The following is a 14341-nucleotide window of genomic DNA, read 5'->3' as shown; positions in this document are numbered from 1 at the left end:
CGCCAACCCCGGCGCCGGACCGGGCCGGCCGCCATCGGTCTCGTGGTCGACCTGTCGCAGCGCAGGCCGAGCGGTCTCGGCGAGGACGGAGCACCTGGGGTACCAGGGACCAACGGCAGGCTTCACACGTCGATGGTCCTTCGAGCGTGTTCGACGAACTGGGTGCGCTTCGACGACGCGTGGTCCAGGAATCGCCTGGCACCCTGGGGAGCCGTCACGGTGGAGGTACGGCCGGCGCCGTGCCCGAAGGCAGCCGCGCTGATGGCGGCGATGCAGGCGGAGAGCGAGCGGGACAGCTCCTCCGCCATGCGTGCCAGCTTCTCCGGCCCCTCGATCTCCACCGTCGCTTGAGCGTCGGCGAGCCCGCCACTCAGCAGTCCGCGAGCGCCGTCGAGGGCGGTGCGGATGGCATCGAGATCCGCTCCCGGCGTGATCAGCTCGGCATTGATCTCCTTCAGCACCTTGCGCAGCTCGTCCGCCCTGGCCGTGAATGCCGAGTACGCGTCGCGGCGGAGCTGCCGACGCCAGTGCCGGTGCTCCGCCCTGACCTGTCGCTGAGCCGACAAGCCGGTAACAGCAGCCGCGAGGGTGGTGCCCACCACTCCCACGGCTGCCCCCATGACGCCGGCCACCCCTGAGTCCATGGGGAGATCCTGACGGCTGGGAGCTGTGTGCGGGAGGCAATTGCTGTAGTCCACGTACTCACGTCCCGGCAGCGGACCCGGCCGCTGCTCGAACCCGGTGGCACGAACCGCCTGGTCACCGATCTCCGCTGAGCATCGCTCGACCTTCGCCACGACAGGTCGGAGGTGGACCGTAGAATCCCGCCCATGCGTCCCCACGGCCCTCCGGCACCCCGCGCGCTCCTGATCAACGGCACCGTCGGTGCGGGCAAGACGTCGGTGGCCGATGCCGTGGGAGAACTGCTCGGCGAGGCGGGCGTGCCGCACGCCGTCATCGACCTGGACGGTCTGCGCCGGATGTGGCCCTCGCCCGCGGGCGACCGTTTCCACTTCGCCCTGCTGCTGCGCAATCTGAGCTCCGTCGCCGCCAACTACCGTGACGCGGGCGCCGACCGGATCGTCCTCGCGGGCGTGGCGGAGACCGGAGAGGACCGCGACCGGTTGCGCGAGGCGGTCGGCGCCGACCTGGCGGTCTGCCGGCTCCGGGTGGAACTGCCGGTGGTCGGGCAGCGTCTCACCCGCCGCCACGCGGACGATCCGGAAGTGCTGCGCTGGCATCTGGACAGGTCCGGCGAGCTGGACCGGATCCTCGACCACGCCCGGACGGAGGACTTCACGGTCGACGCCACCCACCGCACGGTCGTCGAGACCGCGCAGGCCGTGATCGAGGCGGCCGGCTGGCGGCGTACGGCCGCCGGGAGCTGAACCGCGCGGGCGGGCTCCGCGGGACGATCCATCGCGCAGCCGGTGTTCGCAGGAATCCGCTCGTGCCGCGTGTCCCGTTCCCGTCCGCCGCGCCCCGGAGGGGATCCCGGGCGGCCCGAGGGGCGGCCGGTCGCCGTTGCCCTGGAACGACGGGGAGTTACAGAGAGACGGACCGGGTCGCTCTGTATCCACTTCTGTGGTGGGATGGAACCGGTGGAACGGGGAGGTGCCATGGCGGCACGGGGCACGAACGAGACACTGCTGGGCCGGGTGCTGGGAGAACCGCCGCCCTCCGATGCGCTGAGCGAGCAGATCCTGGACGCCGCGCGCGAGCAGTTCACGACCTTCGGGCTGCGCCGCTCGACCGTCGATGACGTCGCCAAACGCGCCAAGGTCTCCCGGGTCACCGTGTACCGGCGGATCGGCAACAAGGACAGCCTGGTCTCGGCATGTCTGCTGCGCGAGTACCGGCGCTTCGTGGTGGAGGTGGACGACGCGGTCGCCACACTGCCCACCACGGAGGACCGGCTCGTGGAGGGTTTCACCGCCGTCCTCGGACACATCCGGGCACATCCGCTGATCGGTGGGCTGTTGAGGCTGGAGCCCGAGACCATGCTGCCTTTCCTGACCCTGGAGAGCGGGCCGGCCCTCCTCGCCATCCGTGACTACCTGGCCGGCCGGCTGCGCCAGGCCCGGCGTGCGGAGGGGCGGCCGGAGAGCGATCCGACACCCGTGGCCGAGCTGATGGTGCGGATCACGGTCTCCTTCCTGCTCAACCCCGTCAGCTGTTTCGAGCTCGACGACGACGAGCAGGTGCGGGCGTTCGCCCGTCGCTATCTGGTACCGCTGCTCGCCGCCGGTCAGTGATCTTCGCGAGCATCGCGCCCGTCGCCTGCCGGGGCGAGGCCCCTCTCGTCCGGCAGGGGTTCCAGAGGGCGGCTGCCGGCCCAGTGCGGTCCGAGGTCGTCGAGCCGCCAGCCGAACGGGTACGAACGGGGCTGCGGACGTGAGGGCAGCCAGTTCGGCCGGGCGGGCAGCCACCGTACGCACCGTGCACGGAAGCGCAGGGCTCCGGCGGCCGACGACCGTGCCCAGTGCGGCTGCGGCCGGAAGCCCAGCGCCACGAGCAGCGGCTCGTCCAGCAGCGCGAGCGAGAGGCGCGCCACGAGGGGCCGCAGCGGTCGCGGGTACCAGCTCGCCATGATCCGGAACGTGGCGTTCGCGACTCGTCGGTTGGCCGGGTCGTACGCGAACATCCGCTCCTCGTAGGAGTCGAGGAGCTGCTCGAACCCCTCATACGTCTCAGGGGCCCCTTCGATGCCCATCATGTCCGCCATCTTCCGGCCGACCTCCGCCAGAGCCTGGATCTCCTGCACGCACAGGGGGCGCCACCCGTACCGGTCGATCCAGCGTTTGGGACCCACGACCGTGGTCGCGAGGACATAGCGGAAGTCGTCGTCGGGGATGCGGTACTTGCCATGGATCCGGTTCAGATGACGTGCGGCGGCCCGGCCGCGCTCCGAGTCGAAGCCGTCGGCGGCCATTTCGTACCCGATCAGCACCGTGTCGTCGTACCGCTTCTGCCCGCGCCGCTCGAACTCCTGGGTGCGGTCGAGGAGCACGGAGATACGGGGGACGCCGTAGTCGCGGAGGAACGCGACGCTCACACCCTGCCGGTAGTCCCAGGGGAACTCGTACTGCGAGATCAACCGGAGGATCTCGGCGTAGTCGCGCGCGGGATCCATCCGGCGGATCTCGCGCAGGCGGCTGTAGCGGCCCATGATGCGCCTCCTGTCCATGTGTCGAGCCCGTGCCGGTCCTGTTCCTTTCGCCTGCTCTCCTCAACTCCCTTGTGTAACAAGGAATTTGACGTTCCATCGCACACGGAGAGTCAAAGATACAAATACTATCGACTTGTTTCATCCGTCCCGTCAACACCGTCGACACGGATGCGCGGAGCGGGCCCTCGTGCGGGCCCGCGCGCACCGGGTCGGAAGTGATCGCATACTGGATCACACAGGGGCGGGCGCCGATCCGCAGGCCGCCGACCGCCGGGAGTGCCGCGTCATGAGCATCGAAGCAGCCAGAGGCGGAAGTCCCGCCCCGCCACCGCCCGGAGGCGTCCTGTGGAGCCTTTCCGGCGACATCCGCGCCCTGCTGATGCTCCCCGCCGCCCTCACCCTCCAGGTCGCCCACCCCGCCGTCGGCGCCGGCGTGGACGAGCACTCCGTCTTCCGGACGGATCCGTGGGGGCGCGGCGAGAGGTCCCTGCGCTCGCTCCAGCTCTGGGTGTACGGCGGCGAGGAGGCCGCCGAGGAGGGGCGCAGGCTGCGCAGACTGCACCGCACCATCCAAGGCACCGATGTCCGCGGGCGTCGCTACCACGCGCTGTCGCCGGCGAACTACGCGTGGGTGCATGCCACGGGCTTTCCCGTCTATCAGCACGCCGCGCGCTATCTCGTCCGGCCGCTCACCGGGGCGCAGGAGCGGGCCCTGTACCGGGAGTGGCTGCAGGTCGGCAGAGTGCTCGGCATCCATGACCGGGACATGCCGCAGACGATCGAGGAGTTCTGGCCGTACTTCCGAAAGGTCCTCGCCGAGGAGGTCGGGCTGAACGTCGTCGTCGAGGATCTGACAGCCACCGACCGCCCCGTGCCGCCGCCGGACCGGGGGCCGCTGCCGCTGCGGCTGCTGCTGAAGGTGTTGTGGCCGGTGCTGTTCCCGCCGCTGGCCAGGTTCCGCCGGTTCATCACCATCGGGCTGATGCCGCCGGAGGCACGGGAGGCGATCGGGCTGGAGTGGACGGACGCACAGGAGCGCAGGCTGCGGAGGTTCTGCGGGGTGGTGCGGCGTGTCGTGCCCGCGCTCCCGGAGCGGCTGCGGTATCTGCCGTACGCGCGCAGGGCCCGTGCCGCGCATCGCAAGGCGGTCCGGGGCGGGGGGAGGCTCAGGCGGAGGCCCGGCGTACCAGTTCGGTCGGCGTGATCAGCGATTCCGGCTCGTCCTCCCCGCCCTCGCCGTTCAGCCGACGCATCAGCATCCTCACCATCAACCGGCCCATTCCCTCGACATCCTGGCGGATCGTCGTCAACGGGGGTTCGGTGGACTCGGCGATCGACACCATGTCGTCGAAGCCGACCAGCGCCACCTCCTGAGGCACCCTGCGGCCGTGCTCGCGCAGCACCCGCAGGGCGCCTGAGGCCATCAGGTCGTTGGCGGCGAAGACCGCGTCCAGGCCGGGGCGGTGTTCGAGGAGCCGTGCCATCGCCCGTGCGCCGCCTTCGACGGTGAAGTCGCCCTCCACGAGCAGTGCCGGATCCGAGTCGGGCAGCACATCGCGGTAGCCGTCGACCCGGTCGAGTGCCGAGGTCTGGTCGCGCGGTCCGGCGATGTGCGCGATCCGTCGCCGGCCGAGGGACACGAGATGGCGTACGGCCTCGGCCGCACCGCCCCGGTTGTCGCAGTCGACGTAGGGAACGGCCAGTTCGGACGCCGCGCCCGGCCTGCCGGGGCGCCCGCCGTAGACCGTGGGCACCTGGAACCGGCGGATGATCGCGGGGAGTTCGTCGTCCGTGTGCAGCGAGAACGCCAGGGCGCCGTCCACATGGCCACCGGCCAGATAGCGGGCGACCCGGTCGAAATCTCCGCTGCCCTCCACCAGGAGAAGCACCAACTGGGCGTCATATGAGTTCAGTTCGCGGCTGATGCCGCGGATCTGCTGGGAGAAGAACGGATCGGAGAAGATCCGGAACTCCGGCTCGTCGATGATCACGGCGACCGCGCCGTTGCGCCGGGTGACCAAGGTCCGTGCGGCGTGGTTCGGCACGTAGCCGAGTTCCTCGACCGCTCTGCGCACCTGCTCCACGAGTGGCTGCCGCACACCCGCCCCGCCGTTCACCACCCGGGAGGCCGTCGCCCGTGAGACCCCGGCGAGAGCCGCCACCGCTTCCAACGTGGGGCGGGCGTCGCGTGGGGAGTCGGGGGTCGGACCGGGCAAGGGACGCTCCTCGTACGCGCGGGATCGGTCGGAATCGGCCGGGCCGACCGGACAGCACCGATGCCCTCAGCCTATCCGGCGCCACCTGCCGTCCGACGGGCACCGTCGCCCCACCGGGGGGAGGGGGGCGACGGAGCCCCGAACGGGTCCGCGGATGCGTCAGCGGTGGTCGTGAATCGTGTTCGTCGCCGCGATCTGCTTCCACGACGCGGGCTCTGCGGGCGCGCGCAGCGCACGTGCCCCGGCCGCCGCGGGGGCCTCGGGCCGCGTCGGCCGGTACAGCCAGGTGTCGAAGAAGGCGGCGAGAGGCTTGCCCGAGACCCGCTCCGCGTACGCCACGAAGTCCGCCACGCTCGCGTTCCCGTACGCGTGCTCGGTCGGCCAGCCCTTCAGCAACTCGAAGAAGGTCTCGTCGCCCAGCTTGTCGCGCAGCGCCTGGATCGCCAGTGCGCCCCGGTCGTAGACGGCCGCGTCGAACTGGTTGTCGGGGCCGGGGTCGCCCGGCTTCACCGTCCAGAAGGCGTCGTCGGCCGGATGCTGGGCGTAGGTGTAGTCCGCCAGCTCCTGCGCGGTTCCCTCGCCCTCCTTCTCCGACCACAGCCACTGGCTGTAGCGGGCGAAGCCCTCGTTGATCCAGATGTCCTTCCATCCCTTGAGGGACACGCTGTCGCCGTACCACTGGTGCGCCAGCTCATGGACGACGACCGAGACGTTCGCGCCGTTCGCGAACTGCTTCGGGCTGTAGAACGGCCTGGTCTGCGTCTCCAGCGCGAACCCGCTCTTCACATTGGGGGAGTAGCCGCCGAGCGCGTCGAAGGGATACGGCCCGAAGACCTCCGTCAGCCACTCGGCGACCTCGGTGCTCCGCTCGATGCTGGCGCGTGCCGCGCCGCCGTTGGCGCCGAGGTCCTTGCTGTAGGCGTTGACGACCGGCAGTCCGTCCGACGTGGTGTCCGTGGTGATGTCGAACTTCCCGATCGCCAGCGTCGTCAGATACGTGGCCTGGGGCTTGCTCGAACGCCAGTTGAAGCGGGTCCAGCCGAGCTTCGAACTCTGCGACTGGAGAACCCCGTTGCTGATCGCCTGGGTGCCGTCCGGTACCGACACGGAGATGTCGTAGGTGGCCTTGTCCAGCGGGTGGTCGTTGCTGGGGAACCACCATGCGGCCGACTCCGGCTCCTGCGCGGCCACCGCGCCGTCCGGGGTGCGGACCCAGGAGGTCCAGCCGTTGATCTCGACCTCGGACGGCTTTCCGGCGTACCGCACGACCACGGAGACGGCCTTGCCCTTCGGCAGCGCCGTCGCCGGGGTGATCTCCAGTTCCTGTTCGCCGGTCCTGACATGACCGGCCTTCTTGCCGTTCACCCGCACCTCGGAGACGTCCAACCCGAAGTCGAGGTCGAAGCGGGAGAGTTGCTGGGTGGTCGTGGCGAGGATCGTCGCCGTGCCCTCCAGCAGGTCGGTCGCCGGCTGATACTTCAGCCGCAGGTCGTAGTGGGACACGTCGTAGCCGCCGTTGCCACTGGCCGGGTAGTAGGGGTCGCCGATGCCCGGGGCGCCCACGGTGCCTTCGGCGGCCGAGGCCGGGATCGCCAGCAGCAGGGAGGCCGCCAGTGCGCTCGGGACGATGAATCTGCGGTGCACGAATGCTCCAAGTGGTAGGACGAATGATCTTTCGAACCGTCACGTCGACACTATTCAGCGACTGCCGCGACAGTCGTGTCCATGGCCGGAGCTGTCACATGATCGCCATTCGGCCGACATGCCGGGCCCATTCATGAATATGGCATGCCCACGCCGTAATGCTCAGTGATCGCCCTCTGTCGCACGCGAGTTGACCGGGGTACCTTCCGCCCATGCCGATACGCGCGCGGTACATCCGCTTGACGTACAGATCGCTGGTGGTCGCTGCCGTGGCCGCCCTGACGGCCGTTCTGCTCCCGCCGGCGGGAGCACAGGGTGCCGCCCCCCGCGACAGCGGCCCCCCGGAGAGCAGGCCCGTCTACTCGTACGAGAACGCCGTCCGCGAATCCGTCTGGGTCGACACCGGACTGGACGGCGACGGCAACGGGAAGAGCGACCGGGTCGCGGTCGACATCGTCCGGCCGGGCGAACCCGCCCGACAGGGCCGCAAGATCCCTGTGATCATGGACGCCAGCCCCTACTACTCCTGCTGCGGCCGGGGCAACGAGAGCCAGCTGAAGACGTACGACGCCGACGGCCGACCCGTGCAATTCCCCCTCTACTACGACAACTACTTCGTGCCGCGCGGCTACGCCTTCGTCGCCGTCGATCTGGCCGGAACCAATCGCTCCGACGGCTGTGTCGACGTCGGAGGGCGCTTTGACGTGCAGTCCGCCAAGGCGGTCGTCGACTGGCTGAACGGCCGCGCCCGCGGCTACACCACCCGAACCGGGGGTGAACGCGCCACGGCCGACTGGTCCGACGGCCGCACGGGGATGATCGGCAAGAGCTACGACGGCACCGTCGCCAACGGTGTCGCGGCCACCGGAGTGGACGGGCTGCGGACCATCGTGCCGATCGGCGCCATCTCCTCCTGGTACGACTACTACTTCGCCCAGGGCGCGCCGCTCTACGACAGCGGCCCCGACTGGCTCTCCGGCTACGTGGAGAGCCCCGAGGCACGCGGACGCTGCGCCGCGGTCCAGCGCCGGCTCGTCGACCAGGCTCCGCGCACCGGTGACTGGACGAAGCTGTGGGGCGAGCGCGACTACGTGAAGAGCGCCGACAAGGTGAAGGCCAGCGTCTTCGCCGTACACGGCATGCAGGACCTCAACGTCCGCACCAAGCACCTCGGTCAGTGGTGGGACGCTCTCGCGGACAGGGGCGTGGAACGCAAGATCTGGCTCTCGCAGACCGGGCACGTCGACCCGTTCGACTACCGGCGCGCCGAGTGGGTGGACACGCTGCACCGCTGGTTCGACCACTACCTCCTCGGTTACGACAACGGCATCGACCGTGAGCCGATGGCCGACATCGAACGCCACCCCGACCAGTGGTCCACCGACCAGGTCTGGCCTCCCCGCACCACGCACCGCACCACCGTGCGCCCCGGTCCCGGCGGGGAACCCGGCGTCGGCACCCTTGCTCCGAAGCCCGCCCGCCCCGGCACCACCGAGACGTTCACCGACGATCCGGCACAGAGCGAGACGGAGTGGGCCGCCGACCTGGACCGGACCACGGGTGCCAAGGCAGGGTTCCGCACCGCGCCGCTCACCCGGGACCTGCGCCTCGCCGGATCGTCCACAGTGACCGTGACCGCCACCCCGACCACATCGACCGCCCATCTCTCCGCGGTCCTCGTGGACATCGGCCCCGACACCATCCGCGACTACGGCTCGTCCGGCGAAGGCATCACCACTCTCACCGACCGCACCTGCTGGGGCGCGAGCACGACCGGCGACAGCTCCTGCTTCAAGGAGACCCGGGCCCGAACGGTCGCGGTCGACCGTACCGTCCTCAGCCGCGGCTGGGCGGACCTCGGCACCTACGCCTCCGCCGGACACGGTCGCCCCCTCGTCCCGGGCAGGGCCTACACGATCACCATCGACCTGGCGGCCACCGACCACGTCGTTCCGGCCGGCCACCGTCTCGCCCTGATCGTCGCCGGCACCGACCGGGACCTCATCGACCCGCCGGACTCCACGCCCACGCTCACCCTCGACCTGGCCCGTACGTCCGCGAAGCTGCCGTTCGTCGGCGGCGCCGGAGCCTTTGTACGCGCCACCGCGGGTTCCGCACCCGCGACAGCCACCCCCCGCGCAGTCCACTCCGAGGGCGTGACGTCGCCGCGTCCCGCCCGCCGCATCCCGGGAGGCAGCCACTCATGACACCCCGCACACCGGCCGCACGCCGGTCCGTCCGCCGCAACCTGGTCCTGACGGCGGCCGCCGCCGCCCTGGCCGTGCCCCTGATCACCGCGCCGGCCGAGGCCGCGTACACCCCGCCCCGTACCGGTTTCGAGAGCAGCCACGGGGCCCGATGGACCGGCCAGCCGGAGGAACAGTCCTTCCTGGCCGCCGTCGACCGGGGCAGCGACCGGGTCTCCGTCGACCGGATCGGCACGACGAAACAGGGCCGCCCGCTCCAACTCGTCCGGATCGGCGACCACCGGCCCACCGCGAACACGATGCTGCTGATCTGCAGTCAGCACGGCGACGAACCGGCCGGTCGCGAGGCATGTCTGACGACCATCCGCGATCTGGCCTACGCCCGGGACCGGTCGACCCGCGCCTTTCTCTCCCGCACCACCGTCCTCGTCGTGCCCACCGCCAACCCCGACGGGCGTGCCGCCGACACCCGGGGCAACTCCGACGGCGTGGACATCAACCGCGACCACATCGCGCTGCGGACCGCCGAGGCCCGCGCCATGGCGGCGGTCATCCGTGACCGTCGACCCGATGTGATCTACGACCTGCACGAGTACGGGGCCACTCCGCCGTACTACGACAAGGACCTGTTCGTCCTGTGGCCCCGTAACCTCAACACGTCCGACGGGGTGCACGACGAATCCCGGACCCTGGCCGAACGCTATGTACGGCCGACCGCCGGCGAGGCCGGCTACAGCAGCGGCCTCTACGGCATCTGGACCGACCCGGTCACCGGTGATCCGATCAAGCAGACCGCGGGCGACGGACAGGAACGCATCCTGCGCAACGCCTCCGGCATCAAGCACGCCGTCGGCCTGCTCATCGAATCCCGGGTCGACGCGCTCTCCGACGCCGAGAAGGCCGACCCGGCGCTCAACAGCCGACGTCGTGTCGACTCCCAGCTCACCGCGCTCGACGGCCTGTTCGCCTTCACCGACGCTAGGCGAGGCCGGATCGAGGCCGCCACGTCCGCGTCCCGCGCCGTCGGATTCAAGGACCGCGGTCCGATCCATCTCGGCGGCGCCGACAACCAGGCGCCCGAGCCCGGACAGGTCCTCCAGAACCCGCCGTGCGGATACCGCCTCACGAAAGCCCAGTTCGACGACGTCAAGGACGAACTCGCCCTGCACGGCGTCACCTCCCGGCGTGACGGTGACGGAGCCTACGTACCGCTGCGGCAGTCCGCCCGGAAACTGATCCCGCTGCTCCTGGACGGGAGGGCGACGTATCACCTCACGGAAGGGCAGGCCGATACAGCCTGCTGATTCCTCGGTATGAGCGGGGCGTGCGGCATCGGTCACGGAAGGTGAAATCACGGCTTCCGTGAAAGGCGTCGAGCGTGACGTGGGACGGACGGAGAAACGGGTGGCCGGGGGATCCGCCGGTGACGGCGGACCCACCCGGTCTCCGTTCGCGCCCGCGGCGGGCGGGACCGGTCCGACCGCCGATTAGGATCGGCACCCTGATGACTGCCACTCTCGTCGCCAAGGACCTCGCCGCCGGACACGGCGACCGCACACTCTTCGCCGGTCTCGACCTCGTCGTCGCACCCGGTGATGTGATCGGTCTCGTCGGAGTCAACGGGGCCGGTAAATCGTCCCTGCTCCGGCTGCTCGCCGGAATCGACCGGCCGGAGGAGGGTCAGCTCCGGCTCTCCCCGCCCACCGCCACCGTCGGCCACCTCCCGCAGGAGCCGGAGCGGCGTCCGGGGGAGACCGTCCGGGAGTTCCTGGCCCGCCGTACCGGAGTCGCCGAGGCCCAGGCCGCGATGGACGCCGCGACACAGGCCCTCGTCGACGGGGCGCCCGGCGCGGACGACGCGTACTCCGAGACGCTCGAACGCTGGCTGGCGCTCGGCGGTGCCGACCTGGAGGAGCGCGCCGAGGAGGTCGCCGCCGACCTCGGCCTGACCGTCGGCCTCGACCTGCCGATGACGGCGCTCTCCGGCGGCCAGGCGGCCCGCGCCGGCCTGGCCTCCCTGCTGCTCTCCCGCTACGACGTCTTCCTGCTCGACGAGCCCACCAACGATCTCGACCTGGACGGTCTGGAGCGCCTGGAGCGCTACGTCTCCGGGCTGCGTGCCGGCACGGTCGTCATCAGCCACGACCGGGAATTCCTGATGCGGACGGTCACCAAGGTCCTGGAACTGGACCTGGCCCAGCAGCAGATCAACCTGTACGGCGGTGGGTACGAGGCCTACCTGGAGGAGCGTGAGCGGGCGCGCAGGCATGCCCGCGAGGAGTACGAGGAGTACGCCGACAAGCGCGCCTCCCTGGAAGGGCGCGCACACATGCAGCGCTCCTGGATGGACAAGGGCGTCAAGAACGCCCGCCGCAAGGCGACCGACAACGACAAGATCGGCCGCAAGCTCCGCAGCGAGGCCAGCGAGAAGCAGGCCGCGAAGGCCCGGCAGACCCAGCGCCTGATCGAACGGCTCGACGTCGTCGACGAGCCGCGCAAGGAATGGGAACTGCGGATGGAGATCGCCGCCGCGCCCCGCTCGGGTTCGGTCGTCGCGACGTTGCGCGAAGCGCGGGTGGTACGGGGCGACTTCAGCTTCGGTCCGGTGTCCCTGCAGATCGACTGGGCGGACCGGGTCGCCATCACGGGCGCCAACGGAGCGGGCAAGTCCACGCTCCTCGCCGCGCTCCTGGGCCGCCTCCCGCTGGATACCGGACACACGACGCTCGGTTCGGGCGTGGTGGTCGGAGAGGTCGACCAGGCGCGCAAGCTGTTCCACGGTTCGGAGTCGCTCCTGGAGGCCTTCTGCGCCGCCGTCCCCGACACCGAACCGGCCGAAGTCCGCACGCTGCTCGCCAAGTTCGGTCTGCGCGCGGACCATGTGATGCGTCCCGCGACCACCCTCTCCCCGGGTGAACGCACCCGGGCGGCACTCGCCCTGCTCCAGGGCAGGGGCGTCAACCTCCTCGTCCTCGACGAACCGACGAACCACCTCGATCTGCCCGCGATCGAGCAGCTGGAATCGGCGCTGGAGTCGTACCCGGGGACGTTGCTGCTGGTCACCCACGACCGGCGCATGCTGGAGGCCGTGAGGACGACGCGGCGCGTCGCGGTGGTGGACGGCAGGGTCGAGGAACTCTGACGGGCTCCGCGGGGCAGGACCGGCGACCGTGTCCGAGAACGGGATCCGGGGCCTGCCCCGGATCCGGGAAGCGACGGGAGGGGAGGGGCGGCTTTGCACCGCGCGAGGTGATTTGGAAGAAACGGCCCACGGCGCCTTCACCGGCGCGGCCCGCGGCCCGATCGACGTCGCCCGGATCGAGCGGCACTGGGAGGACATGCCGCGGATCAAAGGCTCCATCCGCAGGTCTCGTCGCCGGCTGCTCCTCCGACCCGGGCCGTGGGGAGATCGCGGGCGGTGGGGCCCGGGGGAGCGGCAAGGCGGACGGCGCGAATGCCAAGGGCGGTTACGCCGACGGCGGATACGAGAACGACCCCGTCGACGGCTCGACCGGCATGTTCTTCTCCGCCTGCTCTACGGACAAGCCGGAACCGGTGACCCTGGAGTTCCGGGACGTCAAGACGGGAACGGTCCGCAAGTCCCTGCGCGCGAAGGCCAGTACGGTGTCCGCCACCACCTGGCGCAACGGCCTCCGGGCCATCGCGGTCAGCGTGACCGGCACACAGGAGTCCGACGGCCTGAGTGCGGCGAAGAGCAGCACCACGGTCACCGTGTACGGATCCGACGGAGCCCGGCTCGGCACGATCACGCACGCGGGCCCGACCAAGGACTTCTCGATCGACGAGGGCCACCTGATCGAACGGGACGGCGACGCGTCCCTCGAACGGACACCCATCGACGGCGGCGAGCCCCACAAGGTTTCCTGCACCGGCACCCTCGCGCAGTGCTCCTACGACCCGCGCACCGGAGAGATCGACGGCGGGCAGGCACATGCCCCGCTGATCGCGGGGAAGTACGTCTTCCACGTGGAGAACGCGTCCACGTACGAGGACGATGCCGAGCAGCTCGTCATGTCCGAGCCGGCCACCGGGAAGAAGGTGTGGAGCACGGCGGACGTCACCCCGCCCGACGGCGTGGAACTGGACGATGACGGCAAGCGCACCTCGGGAGCCGTCCGCTTCCTCGACGTGCACGACGGGCAGATCCTCACCGCCTGGGGAGCCGGCGCCTTCTCGCCGGACACATTCGTCACGGCGACCTACGACCTGGCGAGCGGTCGGCAGATCGGCGCCTCGACGACGTACCGCTACGCGGACTTCCCCGGCGACACGATCGACACGGAGGGCTCATCGGTCCTCTCGCCCGACCGCACGCTCGCGGCGGCCCACACCAAGGGCGGCACCGCCGTGTGGGACCCCGCGACCGGCAAGGAAATCTGGAAGCAGGCCGAGGGTGAGATCCCGCTGACCCCGCTCCGGTTCTCCGCGAACGGCGTCCTGTACGGCGACACCGAGAAGGAGGGAGGGGCTGGCACGAGTGCCCTCGCGGTGGACGCGCGCACGAAGAAGGTTCTGGCCAAGGAACTGCCGAGCGACGGCATCCCGCTGTTCTCCCGGACCACCGGTTACGGCTACCTCGCCACGACCGACGGCTTCTTCGTCTTCCCCGCACAGCGCCAGGACGGCTGGCTTCCCGCAACTGCCCGCCCGCACCGGCCGACGGGCGGCAGTGGCTGTCCGAGATGAGGTGGATCTCGGCGGTCGGCCCGCCGTGGGACCGTCCGAGGGCATGGTTGTCCGGCTCGCCGGCCGGGACCCCTTGTGACGGGCCCCGGCGGCGTGCTGGTGGGCTCGGACGATGGCGGAGTCGACCGCGACGGCCCGGTCGAGGTCGCCTTCGGCGTCGGCCCGGGCCGGCAGGGCGGCGAAGACCTTCTCCAGGTGTCGTCGGCGGCCCGCTTCCGCAGCCGGTTGTGGGCGCCCTTCCGTGAGCCGAAGTGTTCGGGCAGGTCCATCCACGGCGTCCCGGCGCGGTACTTGAACGCGGTGGGGGGGGGGGGGGGGGGCGGGGGGGGCGCCCCCCCCCCCCCCCCCCCCCCCCCCCCCGCCCGCCCCCACCCCCCCACCCCCCCCCCCCGCCCAAG

11 protein-coding genes are annotated in these 14341 nt (G+C 70.8%); 7 read left to right on the top strand and 4 right to left on the bottom strand.

Features of this window, described 5'->3' with window-relative positions; translation table 11 throughout:
• Positions 1-122 precede the first annotated feature (122 nt).
• On the bottom strand, positions 123-644 hold the full coding sequence (locus ACIRP2_RS30240) for a hypothetical protein (protein WP_404255781.1): 522 nt from the start codon (positions 642-644) through the stop codon (positions 123-125).
• A gap of 186 nt (positions 645-830) precedes the next feature.
• Here ACIRP2_RS30240 and ACIRP2_RS30235 point away from each other — a divergent pair, with 186 nt between their 5' ends.
• Positions 831-1388 (top strand): adenylyl-sulfate kinase, encoded by a 558-nt coding sequence (locus ACIRP2_RS30235; protein WP_404255779.1) that lies wholly within the window; start codon positions 831-833, stop codon positions 1386-1388.
• Between the two features lie 231 nt (positions 1389-1619).
• The gene (locus tag ACIRP2_RS30230; protein WP_404255777.1) at positions 1620-2255 is read left to right on the top strand and encodes a TetR/AcrR family transcriptional regulator; all 636 of its coding nucleotides are present in this window, start codon (positions 1620-1622) and stop codon (positions 2253-2255) included.
• Here the strand turns inward: ACIRP2_RS30230 and ACIRP2_RS30225 are convergent.
• On the bottom strand, positions 2249-3169 hold the full coding sequence (locus tag ACIRP2_RS30225) for an oxygenase MpaB family protein (protein ID WP_404255775.1): 921 nt from the start codon (positions 3167-3169) through the stop codon (positions 2249-2251). The genes ACIRP2_RS30230 and ACIRP2_RS30225 overlap by 7 nt on opposite strands.
• Before the next feature lie 286 nt (positions 3170-3455).
• Between ACIRP2_RS30225 and ACIRP2_RS30220 the strand changes: the two genes are divergently transcribed.
• Positions 3456-4373, top strand: a complete 918-nt coding sequence (locus ACIRP2_RS30220) for an oxygenase MpaB family protein (RefSeq protein WP_404255773.1) — start codon at positions 3456-3458, stop codon at positions 4371-4373.
• Here the strand turns inward: ACIRP2_RS30220 and ACIRP2_RS30215 are convergent.
• Together ACIRP2_RS30215 and ACIRP2_RS30210 are read right to left on the bottom strand one after the other, a co-directional pair.
• Entirely contained in the window at positions 4336-5385 is a 1050-nt protein-coding gene (locus tag ACIRP2_RS30215; RefSeq protein ID WP_404255771.1) for a LacI family DNA-binding transcriptional regulator, read from the bottom strand. The genes ACIRP2_RS30220 and ACIRP2_RS30215 overlap by 38 nt on opposite strands.
• A 159-nt stretch (positions 5386-5544) precedes the next feature.
• Positions 5545-7029: a M1 family metallopeptidase gene (locus ACIRP2_RS30210; protein ID WP_404255769.1), complete on the bottom strand. Its 1485-nt coding sequence runs from the start codon at positions 7027-7029 to the stop codon at positions 5545-5547.
• 212 nt (positions 7030-7241) lie between these two features.
• Between ACIRP2_RS30210 and ACIRP2_RS30205 the strand changes: the two genes are divergently transcribed.
• From ACIRP2_RS30205 to ACIRP2_RS30190, 4 genes are all read left to right on the top strand, one after another.
• Positions 7242-9236: a Xaa-Pro dipeptidyl-peptidase gene (locus ACIRP2_RS30205; RefSeq protein ID WP_404255767.1), complete on the top strand. Its 1995-nt coding sequence runs from the start codon at positions 7242-7244 to the stop codon at positions 9234-9236.
• On the top strand, positions 9233-10540 hold the full coding sequence (locus ACIRP2_RS30200; protein WP_404255765.1) for a M14 family metallocarboxypeptidase: 1308 nt from the start codon (positions 9233-9235) through the stop codon (positions 10538-10540). Before ACIRP2_RS30205 ends, ACIRP2_RS30200 begins: the two co-directional genes overlap by 4 nt.
• Positions 10541-10740: 200 nt before the next feature.
• Entirely contained in the window at positions 10741-12378 is a 1638-nt protein-coding gene (locus ACIRP2_RS30195; protein WP_404255763.1) for an ABC-F family ATP-binding cassette domain-containing protein, read from the top strand.
• A gap of 374 nt (positions 12379-12752) precedes the next feature.
• Positions 12753-13943 (top strand): hypothetical protein, encoded by a 1191-nt coding sequence (locus ACIRP2_RS30190; RefSeq protein WP_404255761.1) that lies wholly within the window; start codon positions 12753-12755, stop codon positions 13941-13943.
• The last annotated feature ends 398 nt before the right edge of the window (positions 13944-14341 follow it).

Origin of the sequence: Streptomyces sp. NPDC101194, from assembly GCF_044767885.1 — a bacterium.
Lineage (GTDB): Bacteria > Actinomycetota > Actinomycetes > Streptomycetales > Streptomycetaceae > Streptomyces.
The sequence above is the reverse complement of the archived record's forward strand: the minus strand, read 5'-3'. Positions and strand labels throughout refer to the sequence as shown.

Excerpts from the sequence above, each read along its gene's own strand:
- ACIRP2_RS30205 (WP_404255767.1), top strand. The coding sequence starts at position 7,242 with ATGCCGATACGCGCGCGGTACATCCGCTTGACGTACAGATCGCTGGTG.
- ACIRP2_RS30190 (WP_404255761.1), top strand. The coding sequence starts at position 12,753 with ATGTTCTTCTCCGCCTGCTCTACGGACAAGCCGGAACCGGTGACCCTG.
- ACIRP2_RS30195 (WP_404255763.1), top strand. The coding sequence starts at position 10,741 with ATGACTGCCACTCTCGTCGCCAAGGACCTCGCCGCCGGACACGGCGAC.
- ACIRP2_RS30200 (WP_404255765.1), top strand. The coding sequence starts at position 9,233 with ATGACACCCCGCACACCGGCCGCACGCCGGTCCGTCCGCCGCAACCTG.
- ACIRP2_RS30230 (WP_404255777.1), top strand. The coding sequence starts at position 1,620 with ATGGCGGCACGGGGCACGAACGAGACACTGCTGGGCCGGGTGCTGGGA.
- ACIRP2_RS30240 (WP_404255781.1), bottom strand. The coding sequence starts at position 644 with ATGGACTCAGGGGTGGCCGGCGTCATGGGGGCAGCCGTGGGAGTGGTG.
- ACIRP2_RS30225 (WP_404255775.1), bottom strand. The coding sequence starts at position 3,169 with ATGGGCCGCTACAGCCGCCTGCGCGAGATCCGCCGGATGGATCCCGCG.
- ACIRP2_RS30220 (WP_404255773.1), top strand. The coding sequence starts at position 3,456 with ATGAGCATCGAAGCAGCCAGAGGCGGAAGTCCCGCCCCGCCACCGCCC.
- ACIRP2_RS30235 (WP_404255779.1), top strand. The coding sequence starts at position 831 with ATGCGTCCCCACGGCCCTCCGGCACCCCGCGCGCTCCTGATCAACGGC.